Below are 22,718 nucleotides of genomic sequence, written 5' to 3' on the forward strand. Positions count from 1 at the left end.
AAAACACAATTTTTTACCGATATTTACCCATTATTTCACTCCAAAAACAATACATGAATACTGCCGTACACAACAAATTAGTCTCTTTTATATGGTCGATTGCTGATGATTGCCTCCGTGATGTTTATGTCCGTGGAAAATACCGTGATGTTATTCTACCAATGGTTGTTTTGCGTCGTTTAGATGCTCTTCTCGAACCCACCAAAACAGCAGTTTTAGAAGAACTTGCTTTTCAAAAAAATGAAGTAGGTCTTACCGAACTCGACGAAAATGGTCTTAAAGAAGCCTCTGGCTACGTTTTTTATAATATCAGCGACTGGACTCTCCAACGCTTGCACGATACCGCCACCAATAGCCAACAAATATTACAAGCCAATTTTGAAGACTACCTCAATGGTTTTAGTGCCAACGTAAAAGAAATCATTGAGAAGTTTAAGCTCAAAAGCCAAGTGCGACACATGGCCACCAAAGATGTTTTGCTTGATGTGTTGGAGAAATTCACTTCGCCATATATCAATCTGACACCTTTTGAAAAAGCCGACCCCGAAGGCCGAAAACTCGCTCCGTTGAGCAATTTGGGCATGGGTTATGTGTTTGAAGAACTTATCCGTAAATTTAACGAAGATAATAATGAAGAAGCGGGCGAACACTTCACACCTCGGGAGGTGATTGACCTAATGACGCATATCATTTTCGACCCTGTAAAAGACAAACTACCGCCCGTAATGACCATCTATGACCCCGCTTGCGGCAGTGGTGGTATGCTGACCGAATCTCAGAATTTTGTCAAAGACGAAGAAGGCGACATCAAAGCCAAAGGCGATGTTTATCTCTATGGCAAGGAAATCAACGACGAAACCTACGCCATCTGTAAATCTGATATGATGATTAAGGGTAATAACCCCGAAAATATTAGGGTTGGTTCTACGCTTTCGACGAATGAGTTTGCGGGTACAAAGTTTGATTTTATGCTCTCAAATCCACCCTACGGTAAATCTTGGGCGAGTGAGCAGAAGTACATCAAAGATGGAAAAGAGACGATTGATAGCCGTTTTCAGATAAAACTCAAAGATTATTGGGGTATCGAAGAAGATGCTGATGCCATTCCTCGCTCTTCCGATGGTCAGTTATTGTTTTTGATGGAAATGGTTGATAAAATGAAACCGCTCAACCAAAGTCCGCTTGGCACTCGCATTGCTTCGGTGCATAATGGTTCGAGCTTATTTACGGGCGATGCTGGCGGCGGAGAAAGCAATATCAGACGCTACATTATCGAAAATGATTGGCTCGATGCCATTGTTCAACTGCCCAATAATTTGTTCTATAATACGGGTATCACGACCTACATTTGGGTATTGAGCAATAATAAAGCTACACATCGCAAAGGCAAAGTACAGTTGATTGATGCTAGGCAGCTTTACCGAAAATTGCGTAAGAATCTGGGTAATAAAAACTGTGAGTTTTCGCCCGAACACATCAAAGAAATTGTATCGGTTTATACAAACCTACAAGCCATTGAACGAGTGGGCGAAGAAGGTATTGCCGCCAAAGTATTTGATAATCAAGATTTTGGGTATTATAAAGTAAGCATCGAACGCCCAAAACGCTTAAAGGCTCAGTTTAGCGAAGAACGAATTGCGGAACTGCGTTTTGATAAATCATTACGTGAGCCAATGGCGTGGGCTTACGAAACTTTTGGAGAAGAAGTTTATACCAATCTCGAAAAACACCAAAAAACTATCTTGGATTGGTGCGAAAAACAAGAACTCAACCTCAATAATAAACAAGCAAGTACGCTAACCAACCCCGCTACGTGGCAAAAACAAATAGACTTGCTCACGATTGCCAGCCAACTAATGACCGCCATTGGTACGGACGAATACAGCGATTTTAATGTTTTCAGAAATGATATAGAGTCCGAATTGAAGGCAAGCAAAAGTAAATTATCATCTTCCGAGAAAAACGCCATTCTGAACGCCGTGAGTTGGTATGACCCAACCGCCGAAAAGGTCATAAAAACTACGACCAAACTTACGGGCGAAAAACTCACGAAACTATTGGAGCATCTCGACTGCACTGAAAACCAATTGTCTGATTATGGCTATTTTGCTACCACAAAAGCGGGCGAATACATCGAATACGAAACCGAATCAGATTTGCGAGATACTGAAAATGTGCCTTTGAAAGAAAACATTTACGATTACTTTTTGCGTGAAGTAAAACCCCACGTGCCAGAGGCTTGGCTTAACCTCGATGCCACCAAGATTGGCTACGAAATCAGTTTCAACAAGTATTTTTATCGCCACAAGCCTTTGCGTAGTTTGGAAGACGTAACGACTGATATTTTGGCACTCGAAACCGAAAGCGATGGTTTGATTGCTGAGATTTTGGGGTTTTAAACTGCTGAATTTGGCAGACAAGTCTGCCAAATTTAAAAAGCAATCAATTTTGCAGACAATTTCTGCAAAATTCAAATTTACTCCAATTTTACAAATTGGTCAGACAGTGGCTGACCAATTGAAAAACAAAAAGATTTTATTATGAATTTAGATACGCATCAGATAGAATTTATTGCTGAAATAAAGCAAAAAGTGCGAGAGGCTCAGTACCAAGCCCTGAAAGCAGTAAATGTGCATCTCATAAACTTATATTGGGAATTGGGCAGAGCCATCGCTGAAAAACAAACACTGGGCTGGGGCAAAGCCATTGTGCCTACTCTCTCTAAAGAATTACAAGCGGAGTTCCCATCAATGTCTGGACTTTCTACTACAAATCTTTGGTATATGGTACAGTTTTATAATGAATATAACGGAAATACAAATCTCCAACCATTGGTTGGAGAAATTAGTTGGAGTAAACATTTGATTATTATGTCGAAATGTAAAGACTCACAACAACGTTTGTTTTATACAATTTCGACCAAAAAATTTGGATGGACAAAAGATATACTAATTCATCAGATTGAAAACAAAACCTACGAAAAATACTTGCTCAATCAAACCAATTTTGATGATGTTTTGCCTGAAAAAATAAAAAACCAAGCTCATTTGGCAGTAAAAGACCATTATAATTTTGAGTTTTTAGAAATGGCAAACGAGCATAGTGAGTATGAATTGGAGCAAGCTCTAATAAAAAACATCAAAAGCTTTTTATTAGAATTAGGGGCTGATTTCAGTTTTATTGGCAACCAATACAAAATATATGTAAGCAACAAAGAATATAAAATTGACTTGCTGCTGTTTCATCGAAAACTGCAATCGCTCATTGCAATTGATTTGAAAATCGGTGAGTTTGAACCCGAACACAAAGGAAAAATGGAATTCTATTTATCGGTGTTGAATGATACTGTGAAACTACCGCACGAAAACCCTGCCATCGGTATTATTATTTGCAAAAGCAAGGACCGAACAATTGTTGAATATTCGCTAAAAACGGCAACATTGCCCATTGGAGTGGCAACTTATACTACAACAAATAGCCTCCCAGAGGCATACAAAGCACTTTTGCCAGCCACTGAACAAATTACCTCAAAACTACAGAGTCTTTTAGATGAACAATAAACTACAAAAATACGATAATTATAAACCCTCAAACGTCGAGTGGCTCGGTGAAATCCCGCAACATTGGGAGGTGACAAGAATAAAAAATCTATTCAAAGAGATTAATGAAAGAAGTATGAATGGAAATGAGGATTTACTTTCTGTTTCTCAATATACTGGTGTAACAAAAAAAGGTGATAAATTAGAAGAAGGTGAATTATTGACAAATGCAGCAACATTAGAAGGATATAAAAAGGTATTTAAAGGCGATTTAGTTTCAAACATAATGCTTGCTTGGAATGGTAGTTTAGGTTTCTCAGAATTTGAAGGTATTACAAGCCCTGCCTACTCTATTTATAGGCTAAAAGTAGAAGGTGCAAAAAAATATTTTCACTATTTATTTAGAACAGAATTATACAAATCTGAATTCAAAAGAAATTCTTCAGGAGTAATTGAAAGTAGATTAAGGCTTTATACTGATGATTTTTTTAGAATTCCATCAATCCTGCCACCCCTATCCGAGCAAGAAAAAATAGCTCAATTTTTGGATGAAAAAAACACCAAAATCGACAAAGCCATTGAGATAAAAGAACGCCAAATTGAACTATTGAAAGAACGCCGCCAAATACTGATTCATCGGGCGGTAACTCGTGGTTTAGATGTAAATGTACCTTTGAAAGATAGTGGTATTGAATGGATTGGAGAAATTCCTGAGCATTGGGAAGTGAAAAGGTTGAGATACATCGGAAAATGTCAAAATGGTGTTAGTAAAGGTGCTGAATATTTTGGTACTGGATTTCCTTTTGTTAGTTATGGAGATGTTTATAAAAGCATAGAATTAGCTGAAAATGTAAATGGTTTAGCAGAGTCGAGTATTGAAGATAGAAAGCAATATTCTGTAAAAGAAGGTGATGTTTTTTTTACGAGAACCTCCGAAACTGTTGAAGAAATAGGATTTGCTTCAACTTGCTTAAAAACAATCGAAGATGCAACTTTTGCAGGTTTTTTGATTCGATTTAGACCAAGCAAAGATATTCTTTATAAAGGTTTCTCAAAATTTTATTTTAGTAGCAAAACTCATAGAGCCTTTTTTGTAAAAGAAATGAATTTGGTAATTAGAGCATCATTAAGTCAAGAGTTATTAAATAGAATGCCAATCATAATTCCTCCATTTGAAGAACAAATTGCCATTTCAGAATATTTAGAAAACATTTCCGCCAAAATCTCAAAAGCGATAGGCTTAAAAGAGCGAGAGATAGAGGTTTTGAAGGAGTATAAGAGTAGCTTGATAAACAGTGCCGTAACGGGGAAGGTGAGAGTTTTTTAATATATTTGTACAAAAAGATAAAAAAATGGAACAAGATAAATATATATCTCAACATATAGATAGATTAATGCTCGATGCCAATAATTATCGGTTCATTGATAACAAGGACTATAAAAGGGTGGCAGATGCCGAAATCAGCGATAAGCGTATCCAAGACCGCACCTATAATCTATTAGTTGGAAAAAATGAAGAGAATATAAGCGATTTGATAGTTAGTTTTAAAGCAAATGGCATACTCAAATTAGACCCTATTCAAGTTAGAGAATTACCCGAGAGGAGTTTTCTTGTGGTGGAAGGTAATCGTCGTACGGCTGCCCTAAAATATCTTTATGACCAATTTAAAAGAGGAAATGATGTTGGGAAATTAAGTGAATCTGATTTTAAAAAAATAGAAGTTTTGTCAATTTCAGGTGAAAGTCCTGTGAAGCATCTTATCACAATGGGTTTACATCATATCAGTGGTAAGAAAAAGTGGAGTTTGATTAATCAATCTCAACTCCTACATGATTTGATGTATAAATATAACCTAAGCGAAGATGAAGTTTATAATTCATTAGGGATTGGGAAAGTAACCCTTAGGAAGAGTCTGAGAGCATTGGCTCTTATAGAACGCTACAAAGCAAGTGATTATGGAGACCAATTTCACAGTAACATGTTTGCTATTTTTCAAGAAATAGTTTCTAACGTGAAAATAAAAAGTTGGTTAGTGTGGAATGATAGTGATATGCGACCGCATTCAACAATAAACGAAGAACGGATTTTTTCATGGCTATCAAAAGATGTATATACCGAACAAAACGATGATGGCAGCGAACAGGAAATTATAAAAGAGCCAATTATTACCAAAAGAGATGAGGTACGAGAATTAGCCAATTTTATAGATGAGCCAAAGGCTATCGAAGAGATGGAGAAAGCCAGAAGTATTACTGCGGGTTTTGCTCTGAGCGATGCCGTAGGCGAAACACGCCTCAAAAATGCTATGGAAAACATGAGTAAGGAGGTTCAGATGGTATTTCAGTTTAGCGAATATATGACCGATGAAGAATACCAAAAAGTTGTTAAATTGAAAGATAAGATAGAGCGATTATTGCCAAATAACCGAGCAAATCTTGAGTTACTTGAACGGAAATCAAATATATATTTCAACCAACTCACAAGCCATTTTACCATAATTAAAGTAAAAAAGTACAGAAAACTACAAGATATTGAAATTCAAAAGCTAAGCCGAGTGAATATCTTTGCAGGTGGGAATAACACAGGAAAAACTTCTGTGTTGGAGCTAATCTACTTATTTACTCGCTTGAACACAATTCAATCATTAATCGAGCTTGAAAAGTTTCGAGGAAGATTTTATCAAAACTTATCTCCAAAATGGTTTGATAAATCATTTGTTGAAGATATTGATATTGAAGGAATTTTTAATAACAAAAATTGCTCGCTTTCAATCAAAAAATACGAAACAAGTGAAAACATAGAAAAAAGCTTTTATTTGAGTAGCATTGAGTCCGAAGCAAATGTAAATGGTGATACTTTTCAGAGTAATATTCATTTATTTTCAAACCGTGACCCACAACTATATTTTGACAAAAGCCAATATCTATGCGATGCCACCTTTAGTAGTCCTTACCGATATGATGGTGATTTACTCCGTAAAGCACACGCCAAAGCTGTACAAGAGAAGTATTTCGATGATATAATTGGTTTTATTCAACAAAAAATGGATGCCAGTATCGAAAAAATCGAAATGGTGAGTATCGAAAATGAGAGTAGGTTCATGGTGAGTTCTTCAAACCATGATTATGCGATTGACTTAACAAAATATGGTGAGGGTTTGCAGCGAGTGTTAGAAATAGCTCTACTGATGGGATATAGTAAAAATGGCATTATGTGTATTGATGAGTTAGACAGTGCTATTCATAAAAGTTTGTTGATAGATTTTACTGAATATATTCAACTCTTAGCCGAAAAATTTAATGTTCAGGTTTTTCTCTCTACCCACAGCAAAGAATGTATAGATGCTTTTGTAGAAAACAATTATCCTGATGATGCACTAACGGTATTTACACTAAAAAAAGAAAACAACAGAATTGTTTGTAGATATTTGGAAGGGAACAAACTAAAATCTTTGGTAGAATCTATAAACATTGATATTCGATAAAATGGCAACACAAATTATGGCAATTTTGTGTGAAGGTCCGCATGATGTTGCATTTATCGTAAAAATTCTAAAAACAATCGGCTTCAAGAGTAATGAAGGTACCAAATTAGCAGATTTCCCTTTTCCAATGAGCGATATGCTCAAAAATGAGGTAAAAAAATCGAACGTTGAAGAACTAAAATTTACAGAAATAAGACAGATATTAATACCTGCTAATACACTTAAAAAGGATGATATTTACTTATTTCTTTATGCTTTGGGTGGAGATTCGAGAAAGGACTTGAGGGGTAAAATACTAAAACAGTTTGTTGATTTTTTGCCAAATGACGGCGAAATACAAACTTTACCTCCTGATACAACTTTGTCAATAGCCTATTTTTTTGATGCCGATAAAAATGGTATTGAAGACAGAATACAGCAAGTAAATCTTGAAATAGCTGAAGTAATAGAAGACTTTTCGTTTGACCACAATGCCGAAACAAAGGCAATGAATGGATTACAGTTAGGGTGCTATATTTTTAGTAAAGAAGCTGAAAATACTGGAAAATTAGAGGATATGATACTACCACTAATGAAGCAAGGCAACGAAGAGATTTTTGATAATGCAAAGGTGTATCTTGATGAAAATTATGATAAAAGCCGAGCCAAAGATTTTGAGATTCAAAAAGCTACCATCGGAGTTGCAGGGCAATTACAAAAATCAGGAAGTACAAACATCGTAATTATTGCTCAATCGGATTTCATAACTGAAAAGAAAATATTAGCAGATGCAAAGTGTCAGGAGATTATTAGTTTTTTTGAAAGTTTAATACAATAGCCGTTTATGCCAACCAACACAACCGAAGCCGCTTTAGAAGCAGCCATTGAAACTAAACTAACAGGCACTTGCCTCGAAAACCTCCGAACGACGGGCAATTTGGCCGAACATCCATCATTCTATCGTGCTGGCAATGGTTATTATATCGGCTCGGCCAATGATTTCAATGCAAAATATGCCATTGATGAAGTCAGGTTTTGGCATTTTTTGGAAACTACACAAAAAGAAGAACTCGAAAAACTCCAAAAGCAGAGTGATTGGAAACTAAAAATATTGGAGCGGCTCGACCGCATGATAAAAAAATACGGCATCTTGCGTATCCTTCGCAAAGGTTTGGAAGTTGATGATGCCCATTTTACATTCTTGTATCAGCTACCACTCGCCAGCAGCAGCGAAACCGTCAAACGCAACTTCGAGAGCAACGAGTTTAGCGTTAGCCGACAAATACGGTATTCGCTCACTAATCCACGAGAAGAGATAGATATGGTGCTGTTTATCAATGGATTAGCTTTCGCTACGCTCGAACTAAAAAACCATTGGACAGGGCAAAACGCCAAAGTTCACGGCCAAAACCAATACCGCACCAAACGAGATATTACTCAACCCTTACTCAATTTTGGTCGTTGCGTGGTGCATTTTGCCGTCGATACCGACGAAGTATATATGACCACCAAACTCGATGGTGTAAATACATTTTTCTTACCTTTTAATTTGGGCAATAATTACGGTAAGGGAAACCCCGTAAATCCTTTCGGACACAAAACGGCGTATCTTTGGGAAGAAGTATTGACCCGCCAGAGCGTAGCCAATATTATTCAACATTTTGTGCGTTTTGATGGCAAAGACACCGACCAATTGAACAAGAAAAATCTGTATTTTCCACGTTATCACCAAATGGATGTTGTGCGAAAACTCATTGCCGATGCCAGCAAAAACGGTGTTGGTCAGAGCTATTTGATACAACATTCGGCAGGTTCGGGCAAATCTAATTCGATTACGTGGGCGGCTTATCAGTTGATAGAAACTTACCCCGAAAGCGACCAAGTAAACGGCAGCAAGGGCATAAACAACCCTTTGTTTGATTCTGTAATTGTTGTTACTGACCGCCGATTGCTCGATAAGCAGCTCAGAGAAAACATCAAAGAATTTTCGGAGGTAAAAAACATTGTTGCTCCTGCCTATTCATCAAAAGAACTCAAAGAAAACCTGGAAAGTGGCAAGCGGATTATCATTACTACGATTCAGAAATTCCCATTTATTGTTGATGGCATTGCCGATTTGAGCGAAAAACGTTTTGCCGTAATTATTGATGAAGCCCACAGCGGACAAAGCGGCACCGCTTCCGATAATTTAAACAGGGTCATGGGCAGCACAGAAAGTAATAATGCCGAAGAACAGGATGAAGAAATTGATATTCAGGATAAGATTTTAGAGGCGATGCGTTCACGCAAGATGCGTGGCAATGCCTCCTATTTGGCATTTACAGCTACGCCAAAGAATAATACTTTGGAGAAATTCGGTGTCAAACAAACCGATGGAAAATTCAAGCCTTTTCATTTGTATTCAATGAAACAGGCCATTGAAGAAGGGTTTATTTTGGATGTTTTGGCCAATTATACAACTTACAAAAGTTATTATGAAATAGAAAAATCGGTAGAAGACAATCCGCTTTTTGATACGGCAAAGGCCCAGAAAAAACTCAAAAAGTTTGTGGAACAAAACCGAGAGCCAATTGCCACTAAAGCCGAAATTATGCTCGACCATTTTACAACAAAAGTTGTGAACACGAAGAAATTGAAAGGCAAAGCAAAAGGCATGGTCGTAACGCAAAGTATTGAGTCGGCAATTAGGTACTATTTTTCATTACAAAGAATATTGAAAGAAAAAGGCAACCCTTTTAAGATAGTGATTGCGTTTTCGGGCAAAAAAACTGTAGATGGCATTGAATATACCGAAGATAGTATCAATGGCTTTGCAGAAAAAGATACCAGAGATAAATTTGGCGAAGACGATTATAGATTGCTCGTAGTAGCAAACAAATATCTGACGGGCTTTGACCAACCGAAGCTGGCGGCCATGTATGTTGATAAAAAACTTCAAGGTGTTTTGGCAGTGCAAGCCTTATCGAGATTAAACCGAGCCGCCGATAAACTGGGTAAGAAAACCGAAGATTTGTTTGTGCTGGATTTCTTTAACTCGACCGATGATATTAAAGCAGCATTTGACCCATTTTATACGGCAACAAGCCTAAATAAAGCAACCGATGTAAACGTATTGCACGACCTAAAAGCAAGTTTAGATGCTGTTGGAGTTTATGAAAATGCCGAGATTGAAGATTTTATTGAAAAATATTTTGGCGGTGTTGATGCACAATTATTAAGTCCAATTATTGATGTATCGGCCGAAAGATTTAATAATTCTTTGGAACTCGAACACGAAGCAAAGGCTGATTTTAAGATAAAAGCCAAGCAATTTGTGAAAATTTACGGACAAATGGCCGCCATTTTACCTTTTGAAATGGTCAAATGGGAAAAGCTTTTTTGGTTTCTAAAATTTCTAATTCCAAAACTTATTATTGCTGACCCTGCCAATGATGCTATTGATGAGCTGCTTGATTCAGTCGATTTATCGACTTATGGATTAGAAAGAGTGAAATTGAATGCCAGTATTGAATTGGATGATTCAGAAACAGAGCTTGACCCACAAAACTCAAATCCAAGAGGCACACATGGCGAAATCCAAGAAGACCCACTCGATTTGATAATTAATAGTTTCAACGAGCGATGGTTTCAGGGTTGGGAAGCAACACCCGATGAACAACGAGTAAAGTTTATTAGCCTTGCCAAACAAATGCAAGCCCACCCAGATTTCAAAGAAAAGTACGAATCGAATGTTGATTCTCAAAACAGAGAGATAGCCTTCAATAAAATCTTTGAAGAAGTGATGGGTAAACAACGAAAAACAGAATTGGAACTTTATAAGCTAATCTCGCAAGACCAAAGTTTCAAAATAGCTATGCAAGATACAATCAAGCGAATCCTTCGGTTTTGATTTACTTCGTAACCCTTACCTAATCGGTAAACGACTACCATCAGTTTACCGATTAGGTAAATTTACTCTCTCCAAACTCACAAATCACTGAGCCGACCCGCACAAAGGCACATTGCCAGCTTGCAGAAAAAGCAAATTGTCAAAGAGCCTTTTTTTCTTTGCACCATCGGACTGGCGACCCAGCGGGAAGCGGACTGCATTACGTTTTCCCCACGCACATTTTTTCACACTGTGCATCGAAAATTACGAGAAATAGCCTGACAATCGCAAGCCTTCACTACGTCATTTGATTTTTTAGCTCTTCACAAAACCCAACGCACCGTAAACCATCAAATGGGCTTGCAATCGAGGGGATAAACCCTGTCATTCTAATCTCGTGTTGGAATCGGCGATTGCTCGTGCGAGTGCTGGGCTACTTAATTTAATCATTTTTTAAAATGAAAACTTCACAAACACCTCAAATTTATGTTGGTACTTACGCTAAATACAATCATGGCTCAATCTTTGGCGAATGGATTGATTTAGAAATTTACGATACAAAAGATTCTTTCTTTGAGTATTGCAAAGAGCTGCACAGCGATGAAGAAGACCCAGAGTTTATGTTTCAAGATTACGAAAATATTCCTAAAAAGTTGATTTCTGAATGCTCAGTAAGCGATAAATTATTCGATTATGTTGAAGCAATCAAGGATATGGAAGATGAAACCATTGAGGCTTTGGGCTTATTCATTGGAGATAAAGACATCAATAAAGATACAGATTTTGAAGAATTGATGCAAGAATTTACAGATGAGTATCAAGGCTATTACGATGGCTCAGAAGGAACAGAAGTTGAGTTTGCCTACAAGTACATTGAAGAGCATGGGATTTTAGATGAGATGCCAGAGCATCTAAAAAACTACTTCGATTACAAAGCTTATGCACATGACCTATTCATTGAAGACTTTGTAGATTATGATGGCCATGTTTTTCGTCGATAGAATTAGGGGGCAACCCCTTTTTGTTTAAAAATGAACGGTATTAGCTTTCATGTATTTGTTATTTTACTAAAATACTAAAGTTAAATACTCATAATATCTCATGGAAGTAAATTTTTTGTTAAATAAAAAAGCAAAGTGTATGAAAAAGTATAGAATTAAGGTGAATAAGTTAAGGCTTTGCTATAATTCTATTCAATCCTAACGTATTTATTCTCATATTTACCATTTGGAGACTTGCATTAAAATGATTTGCAATTGAAGATACTTCCATTTTTTGATAAATTGTCCATATCAATCCATCTTTAGGAATCTGCAAAGCCGCTCCTAACCATTTTGCTTCTTCTTCATATATCGGATTTATTACAACCATTTCTTTTGGTAAACAGCCAAGAACATCAAAAGATGGATAAGGATGCTTCTGGATGAAGTGAGCTAACTCATGCATAATATCACTTTGACGCCGTGGCTCAGAATGGTGAGGATTATGAAGAATTATAGGCTTTTGTTGGTGATTTGGCATAAGTAACGCAGACCAATCATCATACGTTTTACCATCATTTGGTATTAAATCCCAAATTGATAAAACCCGAACTCCTAAATGCTTAGCGAGTTCAAAGGCACATAATTTATCATACTTTTTTAAACCTAATGCTTGTCTAAATTGTAGGGATTTACGTTCAGCTTCTGCTTTAAACCCTCTTATTAAGAGATTATTTTTCACTTGTGTTCAAAGATTCAGTTTTGGGAATATGCAATTTCAATAACTTTTAATAGCATTTCGATAGTATCTGGCCGTAATTGTTTTTCTGAGCGTAAGTGAGCTACGATTCTTTGTTGGTTATTTCCAGAAGTATCATTTTCATCTTGTTGAATAATAAAAGTATCTGTTTTTTCTCCAAGCCAGTTGCATATTTTGATAAAAGTATCAACATCAGGAGTATTCCCTAATTCTATTCTTGAAAGAGTTGCAGAACTTACTCCTCCAATCTCTATTGCAGCTTGTCGTAAGCCCATTTTCCCCCTTTTTGCTTTTATCATTGAGGCTAATAATTGATTATCAAGACTTGTTGCCATTGCTTATAAGTATCATTTGTGAAAATAATTAAAAAAATGTCTCACTAATGAAACGTTTTTGTTGACTTAATTGTATTACAAATGAAACAAAAATTAATGAATTATACATTAATGAATCAAGTTATTTTTAATTTAAACACAAAATTATGGAATTTAGTAAAACAAAACACCTTGAAGACGTTGTTTACAGCCACAAAATGACTCATATTCAGTCAATAATGGATAAGGCTCTGAAAAAGAGAGATGAGATTAAGGATGCCTTGAAAGACAAATATGGTAATAAACGGCCAACTCGTGCAATCAATAGCGGTTCTTATGCCAAGCATACTGCGATAAATATAAAATTTGATATTGATATTAGCCAGCCTTTTAAACATGACAGTTTTACTACCTTACAAGAAATGGCGGATGATGTTTTCAATTATTTTAATACAGAATATAAAGAAAAGGATAACCAATTAACTCAGGTAAGAAAACAAACGAAATCAACTGGGTTAACTTTCGACCTTGAAGGTGATATCATTTGTATGGATGTTGTGTCTGGAAGAGAACTTACACAAGATGATTATGTCGAAACTAATCGTTTGAAACTTTATGTAAGAGAGGAAAATGAACAAGATGCTACTTCAACACTAACTAATATCCAGAATCATACTGAGCATATTAATGGTAAATCAAAAGAAAGACCTGTTATTAGACTTTTAAAGGTTTGGAAACACAACAAAGGAAAAAAATATATAAAATCCTTTTTTCTTGAATTAATAGTGATACGTGCGTTTAAAAATGAAACTACGATTCCAGTTGATTTATGGGAACGGTTAAAAAAAGCGATGGAATTTATTAGAGATAACGTTGAGACAATCAAATTAGAAGACCCAGGCAATAGCAATAATATTGTTTCCAATGATTTGACAGAGCAAGAAAAGAAAAATCTATCAAATGATATGAAAACAATGTTGGAGAGAATAGAGGAGCGTTCAGAAAATATCAAAATTTATTTTGCTGTTAATGAAAAGTATGCTCCAAAAGAAGAAAGTAATGGCAATAAAAGTGCAGCAATTTTAGGAACTTCAAGATTTAGTTGATGGAAGAACGACTCTCTATTATTAATAGCATTTTCCAACAAGATGTAGAAATTAATCTATTGGAAACATTCAAATTCACGGAAAATGGATTTTGTGGTAGTATAAAGTTAGATGCTTCACCTAAAGATTCACTGCTTTTTGATGTAATTATTCAGAAAAACTATCCTTTCCTTGATTGTGGAGCTAAATCCAGTAAGTATTTTTGTAAAAATGTATCTGGCATTTTACATATAAACGAAGATAGGTCTGTATGTTTAGTTGTTCCTAAATCGGCAGATTTAACAACAAGATTATTGATTGAAATTGAAAAGCTAAAAGAATGGCGAGATAAATATTATATAAGAAATGAAAAAGATGAAAAGTATGATTACTTGATTGTTCCAAATCAGAATGATACCACTTTTCTATTTACAGATATAAAGACGACCTTTGTTAAAGATGATTTTGGTATTTTTGAGGCAGTTGAATGGAAGCCATCTGAAAAGGGCAATGGCTATTATTATATTACAAAAATTAATAATACTTCGTGTGAATGGTCGAAAAGAATTCATTCACAACCAACAATAGTAAAAGGATTTTATTATTTTTTAGGCAGAGAACCGATTGGAAAAGGAAATATTAGCTTTGAAAATTGGGCAGAGTTGAATAAGGCTTTTAACCAAAAATTCGCCGAAAGATTATATAAATTGAAAAAAAATAAAAATGAATTGTTGAGTATTTTAATAGGGTATAATCTTCCAAATACCGATGAAATTCATTGGCAAGCTATAGTAGTACAAACAAATCATATTCCTATTAAAAGTATAAGAAAAGCAACTAATTATTACGAATTTAGATTTGAAGATTGTAAAATTCAATGGGCAAAAGCAATAAATATCTCACCGATGAGATTTTTTGGACGTGGAGCTACTACAAAAAAATTGCAAGAAAGTAACATTTTGATAATTGGTTGTGGAGCAATTGGAAGCAGTTTAGGGAAAATTTTAGCAAGAGGTGGTTGTAAATTTATTGATTTTAGTGATTTTGAAAATATTGAGCCTGGAAATATTTGCCGTTCGGAATACTTTCTAACTCAATCGGGAAATTTTAAAGCATTGAGTTTGATACTTCAATTAAATATGATTTCTCCCTTCATAGAAAGTCAATTTAGATACATTGAAAAAGATATTTCGACCGAAAGTAAAAGAAAGCAAAAAGAGGAGTTGAATCATTATGATTATATCTTTGATTGTTCATCGGATGATGAATTGTGTATATATTTGGATAGCTTAGACCTTGTAAGTACGATAATTAATATTTCAATTTCTAATAAAGCCCAAGAAATGGTTTGTGCGATAGGACGTTCCACAATCTGGCAGGATGTTAATGAGATATTCTTTGAATTAGACCACTCAGAAAAAATCTTATTTTATGAAGGAACAGGTTGTTGGAGTCCAACTTTTGAAGCATCTTATTTTGATATAAACGGTTTACTCAATTTAGCAATCCAAAATATCAATTATAGGTTAGAAAAGCAATTAGATTTAAACACATTTTTAGTAAAAAGTGTAGAACGTAACGGATATTTAAACTTAGAAATTATTGATTATTAGTTGTATAAACCCCGATATAGATTTTAGAGTGTTATTTTCAGAGTCTTTATTAGAGAAAATGATACTATTAGGAAAAACTTTCTATCCGAAAGAATTTGGTGGCATATTAACAGGAATCAGAGAGAAAGATTTTTGAGTCATTGTGGATATTGAAGTGCCTATGAGGTTTGAAAGTCAAAAATCAGGATTTATCCGTCATGCAGATTTTTTGAATGATTATTTGCAGAAAATCTTTGTAGAAAGTAATTCTAAGATAGAATATTTAGGCGAATGGCATACTCACCCAAATGGTTCAACACAATTTAGTTCACAAGATTTATTAAGTATGAAAGAAATTGCTAATAATCCTGAAATAAAAAATACAACACCATTATTGATAATTTTAGGCATTGGTAATGATATAAAATATCAGTGTTACAGTTTAAAATCAAATCAATTAATTAAATTTCATGAAGTTTAAGTATCATTTTAAAAGTAAAAATACCATGAACAAAATAGATATTGCTGAATTATTTAAAGGCTTACAAAATCAAATGATTGCTCAATTAAATACTAATAGGGAATTTTTACTTCACCCAGGGACAAAAGGTGATTCGTTAGAAAATGTTTGGATTGAATGGTTGAGAAAGTATTTACCAAATAGATATTGTATTGATAAAGCTATCATTATTGATTGCAAAGGAAATTTAAGCGACCAAATAGATTTAGTAATATACGACCAACATTATACGCCATTTGTTTTTTCACAAAATGGGATATTTTATATTCCAGCAGAAGGAGTATATGCTGTTTTTGAAGTTAAGCCCGAACTTACAAAGGGCTATATTGAATATGCTGGAGACAAAATTGAGAGTGTAAGGAAATTACATAGAACATCAACTAACATTATTGATAGGGGAAAACAGTTTGAACCTCGTAGCCTGACAAAAATATTAGGTGGGATACTCACCAGTGTTAGCACTATTCAAAATAGTACCATTGAAAAACACTTAGAGTCCTTGAAGAGTCTAAAATCAATTGATTTGGGTTGTTCGGTTGAAGGCGGCTGTTTTTATATTGATTATGCAATTGATGAGGATAACAAGATTAATGATTTTAACGAACGAATTACAAATTACTATAAAAATCGAGAATATAGTTCTACAACGTTCAGTACCGCTGATAAGTCATTAGTTACTTTCTTTTTACAATTAATGAGATATTTACAACAAACTATTGGGACAGTTGCGGCAATCGATTTAAATGCCTACTCAAACGCAATTAATTTTACAATTGATGAAGAACTCTGATTTTAGATTTAATTTATAAATACCTTTTAGCATGAAAAAAGCTGTTAAATTCACAACCATCGGTATTATTTCTGGAGTAATACTTTTTTTAATGATATATGGCATTAGCCAACTCGCTGTACAAAAAAAAGATGGTAAAGCTAAGACTTTAAAAGATTATCTTGATAATCTGAACATTGATGAATTGAAAAAAGAAGCTATCAAAGGAGCTTTTGTTGGTGGCGGAGTAGCTTTAGGTATTTTTGGTATTAAAGCACTATTTGAATATTTAAGAAAAAATGAGTCGGGAAAAACTTCTACACCCTTTTATGGTGAAAAATTTGTTCGGAACAAATTAAAAGAAATAAAACAATCATTTCCAGAATTCTCCGAAGAAGAGTTGCATTTTAACTTGATAAATAATTTTTGTGCGACAGAATTTGAAAACGAATTAGCTATTCCCCCAAAACTTCATGGTTCAAGAGCCAAAAAAGTATCACATCCTACATCTTCTGATTATGATATAGCTCTGGTCTTCAATAAAGGAAAATCAATTGAAGAAAGATATGAAAATACCTTTAATAGACTAAAACCTGTATTAGAGAAAATTGGTTATACCGTTCGTGACCAAAGGTTTTCAACAGGAATTATTGTCCAAAAAGACGATGGTTCAACATTTAGTATAGATATATTGCCTGCAAAAGTAACTTCAAACTTTCATTCTAATGGAGATTTAATAATTTGGAATAGTGTTGAAAAGACTCGACAAAAAACTAATATTATTGGTCATAATCGCCAATTTACAGGAAATTTAGAGGCAAGAGATACTACCTTACTAATTAAAGAAATAAAGAATAAAACTGGGATGAAACTACTTTCACCAATTATTAACAAGATAGTACCTGACATTATAAGAAGAAAAGGTGGATATTCAAAATTTGGTAATTTAAAATTGGCAATTGGTTCATTGGCTCGGAAATTTGATAATATGACCATTCAAGACCCATTCAATTCAAATAATAACTATTTGGAAAAATATTCTGTAAAAGAGAAAAACCAAACACAAAATTTACTTTATGATATTCTTGATGATTTAAACGAAAACCCAAAAAATTTAGAAAAATATTTGTAATCATCAATTTGAAGATTACATAGTTTTATGACTTTTAACTATATCTCTTTTTCACTCCTATCGCTTCATCAGTATCGAAAAAGCACCGATTCCACTCACACACAGGCACGATGTCAGTTATCCCAATACTTTCAGGAGATAGCTCAAAGCCTGTTTGGACTTCATTATTAACAAGGAACAATCTCAGCTCCCACCGCTCCATCAGTGCTGAAAAAGCACCGATTCCGCTCGCACACAGGCACAATGTCTATCAGTTGCACGATAGCCATTAAGCCTGTTTAGGCTTGGCTACATTAATTATTAATGAATAATTTTAGTTTGCCCCACTTCATAAGTAAAACGAAAGGATAAACGTTCGTTCCTCACTTATTTATCCTTTCATTCTACCCATTTCGTTCGCACTGAGGCACACCGCTCACCAGCTCTGCGGCAATCGGTAAGCCAATTCCCCTGCTACATTAATTTTAAAATTTACATCCAAATTTCTCTTTAAAACTTTGAGATAATATACTCGTATTATCATATTTATTACTCGATTTCAAAGCGAAAAACTGCTCAAAACTCTCTTTAGCGAAAGGGAAAAGAAGACGAATCTTGTTTGCCGATTCTATTCCATTTACTTCAAAAAACACCGTTTCTGCTGTATCTTTATACTATCAAACAAGGAGATAATAAGCTAATAATCAGCACATTAATTCAAAGAAACAATCATTTTAATCTTTAATTTATACAATAATGAACAAGACAATTTTAATCGGAAATGTAGGCGGTACGCCCGAAGCTCGCACCCTTGAAAGTGGTACGAAAGTAGCCAACTTTTCTTTGGCAACGAATGAGAATTATACCAAGAAAGACGGCACAAAAATAGAGCAAACGGAATGGCATCGTTTGGAGGTTTGGGGCAATTTAGCCAACGTAGCTGAAACTATTATCAAAAAAGGCGACCGCATTTGTATCGAAGGAAAAATCAGAACTGAAAAATGGGAAGACAAAGAAGGTAACGCCCGAACATCAGTAAAAATCAAAGTTGAACGCATCGAATTATTGGGCAAACGTAGAGAAGAAGTAGAAGCAAAGGCAGAACAGGAAGCCAAACAAGACCCTAAAGGAAAGAAAAAATCTTTGCTCGGAGAAACCAAAGAAAGCAATGTTGCTTTTGAAGCGGGCAAAAACGAAGGAGATTTACCATTCTAATTTATTTTTTTTAATCATATAAGGGAAAAAGCCCCCTTTCATCGGCTTATCAAATCAATTAATTTCTAAATACAATGACAAATCCAGTAAACACCTCAGCAAAGTACAACGGTACACCAGTGGCACAAGCGAAAGCAGAAACACCTATCGAAAAAGGAAAAACCAACGGTACAGAGCCAATTGTTACCGAAGAACAAAAGCCGATTGAAGTTTCTGCACAACTCCAAGTAGTTGAAGTAAAATCAGCCAATGCAGTTTTTGACCGCTTAGATGAAGGCTTAAAAATGAAAGAGCAATTCAATAAAGCCAAAGAACGAGTAGGCGAATTTGAGGATTTTTCAAAAGATTACGGTGATGAAGGTTTAGTTATGACCATTTCAAATGTAGGCACAGGCAAAAACATTCAAATTCAGAATGTAGCCATGATTTTGGATTTTATCAATAATTTGGTAAAAACAGGCAAAACCCATCTCAAAGCCTTAGAATCGGAAATTGTTAATTTCACTATCTAAGCACCCAAAGAAAGCTCAATTTTCGGGTTGGGCTTTCTTCAAATCAATTCTTTAAAACTCAAAATTTAATTCAATGGAATCTTTAGAATGGGATATTATAGAAAAACCAATTTTTGCCAATAATAAACAGGTAATAGGCTATAAAGGCATTTTCCGCAACGATAATGAGCAATTACTAAATATTGCTAAATCAAGTTACACCCCCACACACAACGAAAAATTTATAGAAGTAACCGAAAAACTACACGATATTACAGGTTTTCCGATTGAAAATTACTACGATGTAGAAGGCGGAAAAAAAGTTTTGGCATTTCTCAAATGTACCGACACTATGCAAGTTTGCGGCCATGAGTTCAAAGATTATTTGATGATTGGTAATAGTTTTGATGGTTCAACGGGCTTTTTTATTGGAAATAGTAATATTATGGTCAGATGTTCAAACCGTTTTTCAAGAAATTTTCGTCAACTTCAAGTAAACCACACCAAAAATAACAGTCTCCGCATTGATGGTTTGGTACAATACTTTGATATGTTTATGAAGCAACGCACGCAACTTTTTGATAAAATGGAGCAACTTTCATGGGTAAAAGTAGATGATTCCATCAAAGATGCTTTGGTTGAGCGATTAACCCGAATGAATGACGAAGAAAAGCTCGGTAATGAAATATCGACCCGAAAAAGAAATATTATAACTAATCTCAATTCTTCGATTGACCGAGAATGTGCCGATTTGGGCGATAACGCTTTTGGGCTTTTTAATGGTATTACGCACTACACCACCCACATTAAAAACTCTAAAAACGCCACTTTTGGCAATCCGTTTGGTTCATCAAACGAACTCAATCAAACCGCTTTTAAGTTTTGTAGTGAGTTGATGAATGCCTAAAAATTAGGGTTGCAAGTGCAGCCACTTACAACCCTAATTTAAACCTTTTTATCCCGTTTTAAATAAGATAGTCTGTATGGCAAGGTTTCGCTTTGTCCAAAAAAATTTGGGCTTCGCCCAATGATAGTTTTAAGTTTTTGGTGGTCATAAGCCATGTTACTCAATCTATGCTACAAATGAATCGAAATTACTATGTTTTCTTTTTTTGCTTCTTGGTGTATCATTTCGACCATGAATCTATCTCGGCTCATTTTTTTCTTCTTACAAATGCAATTTAGTAAATACTGAGTTTCCAATTTCGCTTTAAATTGAACTCGTATTAAAATTTCTTCTTCGATTTTTGGAGAATCGGCTTTCGCTAAATGCGGGTTGCCGACCAGCGAAGTGTCGCCCAGCGGAACGCCGACCGCAGGCTCTCGTCCGTTGAATAATTCCGCTTTTTGCTCTTCCGAAAATATCCTTTTTCGAGGTGCTTTTTCATCATTTCCCATCGGAATTTATTTTAAAAATTTGTCGATGAACTCCAAAATAAATGCCTCCAAATATTGCTTGCCATTTTTGCCGTTACTGCCATTTCTATCATACGGTGAAATGTAAGTTTCATTCATGGAAAGCACCAATGGTACAGCAGGAACGGCACTTTCAAAAAGTTCAATACCAAGATTTTTGGCAAATGCTGGAAGCTCTCTTTGCTTGATACTACTGGTAAAGCGATTGATAAAACCATAGCACAAATACATTTCGTTTGCACGCTTGATTTCCTCAACATATAACATATAATCTAAAGCCGAATCTCTATCAACCGTATCGGCAAGCATCGGAATCAACAAGCCATCACAGCCCGCCAACAAGATTTTAAACTCGTTTTTAACCAGTGGTGGCATATCCAACAAAATCAAATCGAATTTACCGAAATATTCATCTAAAACAGTATCTAACTCTGCCAAGTGATGAATGAAAAAGACCTCAAAAGGAAATGCTTCTTTCCCTTCCGATACTTCGACAGCTCTACGTTTGGCAATCGTTTTCTGAGCATCAATGCCATCAATAACCGCTACTTTTTTGTCATAGTGAATGCTTAATGTACTGGCTAACCAATAGATAGCTGAAGATTTTCCGACACCACCTTTTTGGTTGCCAACTGCAATAATTTTTGTGTTCATGTTTTTGAGGAATTGAGTATGTGAGTAAATAAGTTTCTGAGTATGCGAGTAAAAGAGTATTTGAGTAAATGAGTGTTTGAGTGTTGAAGCGTTTGAGTAAAATAGTAATCAAGCATTTGAGGAAATGAGTATTTGAGTAAAGTAAAAGTATAAATATATTTTCAATATAAAATAAAAAACAGTATTAATATGAAATATAATTCAAATTTGACGTTATAGTAAGTGTAGCAAGAGGGAGGTTTTTAGCATAGCTAAACCTTTGACTATCAATAGCATAGCTATTTTTAAAGAATTTAATTAAAACTTAAGTGACTGATTATAAAGTGAATAACTTTTAAATATGAATGCTAAGACCCAAATACAAGCAAAAACCATTGAAAGAACCACCATTTCAATTTCTAAAGAGATTTTAGATAAAGCCAATTTTGCGATTGCCGAACTCAATGTTTTGTTTGAGAATTATGAAAAAACGATTTTAACCGAGCAGCAAATTGCCATCAAAGAGCAAGTAAAAAAGGCTGATAAAAAACTGAAAGTACCTCAAAAATTGACGTTAAAAGTCTTTACAGAAGCCGCTTTATTACATTTTGTTAAGAACAAATTTGACCCCAGATATTACCAAGACGATTCGATTGCCACGGCAATCAATCGCTTGCGGAATCATATTTTAGGTTTCATCGTAACGCAAGAAAACAAATACATTCGTCCTTTTCAACAAGATATTATTGCTTTAAAAAGTGAAGTAAGTTCACTGAAAAAGAGTGTAGAACTTGATACGCAAACAGTAGAAGAAACAGCCTTGGAAACGCAAGGGACTTTGATGGGATTAGTACATATTTTGTTTGAAATGCTGGAAATTGAAGAGGCTGAAAGACCCAAATTAGAAAACTTATTACAGCAAAAAGGTATCGAATATATTGAGCATTTGAACAAAAAATAA

Annotated in this window: 20 protein-coding genes; 16 read left to right on the top strand and 4 right to left on the bottom strand. The window is 34.9% G+C overall.

Annotation, left to right across the window (positions count from 1 at the left end; translation table 11 throughout):
- The first annotated feature begins 53 nt into the window (after positions 1 to 53).
- The 7 genes from ABR854_RS02090 (at position 54) to ABR854_RS02120 (ending at position 11,872) form a co-directional block, all read left to right on the top strand.
- Positions 54 to 2,399, top strand: coding sequence for a type I restriction-modification system subunit M (locus tag ABR854_RS02090; RefSeq protein WP_350263683.1), 2,346 nt, complete (start codon positions 54 to 56; stop codon positions 2,397 to 2,399).
- Positions 2,400 to 2,540: 141 nt separating this feature from the next.
- Positions 2,541 to 3,560 (top strand): PDDEXK nuclease domain-containing protein, encoded by a 1,020-nt coding sequence (locus ABR854_RS02095; protein ID WP_350263684.1) that lies wholly within the window; start codon positions 2,541 to 2,543, stop codon positions 3,558 to 3,560.
- On the top strand, positions 3,550 to 4,866 hold the full coding sequence (locus ABR854_RS02100; RefSeq protein ID WP_350263685.1) for a restriction endonuclease subunit S: 1,317 nt from the start codon (positions 3,550 to 3,552) through the stop codon (positions 4,864 to 4,866). The genes ABR854_RS02095 and ABR854_RS02100 overlap by 11 nt, the downstream gene beginning before the upstream one ends.
- A 25-nt stretch (positions 4,867 to 4,891) precedes the next feature.
- Positions 4,892 to 7,024: an AAA family ATPase gene (locus ABR854_RS02105; RefSeq protein WP_350263686.1), complete on the top strand. Its 2,133-nt coding sequence runs from the start codon at positions 4,892 to 4,894 to the stop codon at positions 7,022 to 7,024.
- Between the two features lies 1 nt (position 7,025).
- The gene (locus ABR854_RS02110) at positions 7,026 to 7,841 is read left to right on the top strand and encodes a DUF3226 domain-containing protein (RefSeq protein WP_350263687.1); all 816 of its coding nucleotides are present in this window, start codon (positions 7,026 to 7,028) and stop codon (positions 7,839 to 7,841) included.
- A 6-nt stretch (positions 7,842 to 7,847) separates the two neighbouring features.
- The gene (locus tag ABR854_RS02115) at positions 7,848 to 10,892 is read left to right on the top strand and encodes a type I restriction endonuclease subunit R (RefSeq protein WP_350263688.1); all 3,045 of its coding nucleotides are present in this window, start codon (positions 7,848 to 7,850) and stop codon (positions 10,890 to 10,892) included.
- Positions 10,893 to 11,329: 437 nt separating this feature from the next.
- A complete protein-coding gene (locus tag ABR854_RS02120; RefSeq protein WP_350263689.1) occupies positions 11,330 to 11,872 on the top strand; it encodes an antirestriction protein ArdA in 543 nt (180 codons plus the stop codon).
- Positions 11,873 to 12,041: 169 nt separating this feature from the next.
- On the opposite strand, the gene ABR854_RS02125 is transcribed toward ABR854_RS02120, so the two are convergent.
- Together ABR854_RS02125 and ABR854_RS02130 are read right to left on the bottom strand one after the other, a co-directional pair.
- Complete coding sequence (locus ABR854_RS02125) at positions 12,042 to 12,593, bottom strand: ImmA/IrrE family metallo-endopeptidase (RefSeq protein ID WP_350263690.1); 552 nt, start codon at positions 12,591 to 12,593, stop codon at positions 12,042 to 12,044.
- Positions 12,594 to 12,607: 14 nt separating this feature from the next.
- Positions 12,608 to 12,946: a helix-turn-helix domain-containing protein gene (locus ABR854_RS02130; protein ID WP_350263691.1), complete on the bottom strand. Its 339-nt coding sequence runs from the start codon at positions 12,944 to 12,946 to the stop codon at positions 12,608 to 12,610.
- A gap of 146 nt (positions 12,947 to 13,092) precedes the next feature.
- Here ABR854_RS02130 and ABR854_RS02135 point away from each other — a divergent pair, with 146 nt between their 5' ends.
- The 8 genes from ABR854_RS02135 (at position 13,093) to ABR854_RS02170 (ending at position 20,615) form a co-directional block, all read left to right on the top strand.
- Positions 13,093 to 14,031 (top strand): hypothetical protein, encoded by a 939-nt coding sequence (locus ABR854_RS02135; protein WP_350263692.1) that lies wholly within the window; start codon positions 13,093 to 13,095, stop codon positions 14,029 to 14,031.
- Positions 14,031 to 15,623, top strand: a complete 1,593-nt coding sequence (locus tag ABR854_RS02140; RefSeq protein ID WP_350263693.1) for a ThiF family adenylyltransferase — start codon at positions 14,031 to 14,033, stop codon at positions 15,621 to 15,623. The genes ABR854_RS02135 and ABR854_RS02140 overlap by 1 nt, the downstream gene beginning before the upstream one ends.
- Before the next feature lie 142 nt (positions 15,624 to 15,765).
- Positions 15,766 to 16,083, top strand: coding sequence for a Mov34/MPN/PAD-1 family protein (locus ABR854_RS02145; protein WP_350263694.1), 318 nt, complete (start codon positions 15,766 to 15,768; stop codon positions 16,081 to 16,083).
- Positions 16,084 to 16,108: 25 nt separating this feature from the next.
- Positions 16,109 to 16,912, top strand: coding sequence for a DUF6602 domain-containing protein (locus ABR854_RS02150; protein ID WP_350263695.1), 804 nt, complete (start codon positions 16,109 to 16,111; stop codon positions 16,910 to 16,912).
- A 31-nt stretch (positions 16,913 to 16,943) separates the two neighbouring features.
- Positions 16,944 to 18,023, top strand: a complete 1,080-nt coding sequence (locus tag ABR854_RS02155; RefSeq protein ID WP_350263696.1) for a nucleotidyltransferase domain-containing protein — start codon at positions 16,944 to 16,946, stop codon at positions 18,021 to 18,023.
- A 735-nt stretch (positions 18,024 to 18,758) separates the two neighbouring features.
- Entirely contained in the window at positions 18,759 to 19,217 is a 459-nt protein-coding gene (locus tag ABR854_RS02160; protein ID WP_350263697.1) for a single-stranded DNA-binding protein, read from the top strand.
- 74 nt (positions 19,218 to 19,291) lie between these two features.
- Entirely contained in the window at positions 19,292 to 19,729 is a 438-nt protein-coding gene (locus tag ABR854_RS02165) for a hypothetical protein (RefSeq protein ID WP_350263698.1), read from the top strand.
- Positions 19,730 to 19,802: 73 nt separating this feature from the next.
- Positions 19,803 to 20,615, top strand: a complete 813-nt coding sequence (locus ABR854_RS02170; protein WP_350263699.1) for a DUF932 domain-containing protein — start codon at positions 19,803 to 19,805, stop codon at positions 20,613 to 20,615.
- A gap of 170 nt (positions 20,616 to 20,785) precedes the next feature.
- On the opposite strand, the gene ABR854_RS02175 is transcribed toward ABR854_RS02170, so the two are convergent.
- Together ABR854_RS02175 and ABR854_RS02180 are read right to left on the bottom strand one after the other, a co-directional pair.
- Positions 20,786 to 21,106, bottom strand: coding sequence for a hypothetical protein (locus tag ABR854_RS02175; protein WP_350263700.1), 321 nt, complete (start codon positions 21,104 to 21,106; stop codon positions 20,786 to 20,788).
- A 6-nt stretch (positions 21,107 to 21,112) separates the two neighbouring features.
- Positions 21,113 to 21,778 carry a ParA family protein gene (locus ABR854_RS02180; RefSeq protein WP_350263701.1) on the bottom strand — a complete coding sequence of 222 codons (666 nt, stop codon included), beginning with the start codon at positions 21,776 to 21,778 and terminating at the stop codon, positions 21,113 to 21,115.
- Positions 21,779 to 22,118: 340 nt separating this feature from the next.
- Between ABR854_RS02180 and ABR854_RS02185 the strand changes: the two genes are divergently transcribed.
- On the top strand, positions 22,119 to 22,718 hold the full coding sequence (locus tag ABR854_RS02185) for a BfmA/BtgA family mobilization protein (protein ID WP_350263702.1): 600 nt from the start codon (positions 22,119 to 22,121) through the stop codon (positions 22,716 to 22,718).

The organism is Emticicia sp. W12TSBA100-4, from assembly GCF_040253585.1.
Taxonomy (GTDB): Bacteria; Bacteroidota; Bacteroidia; order Cytophagales; family Spirosomataceae; genus Emticicia.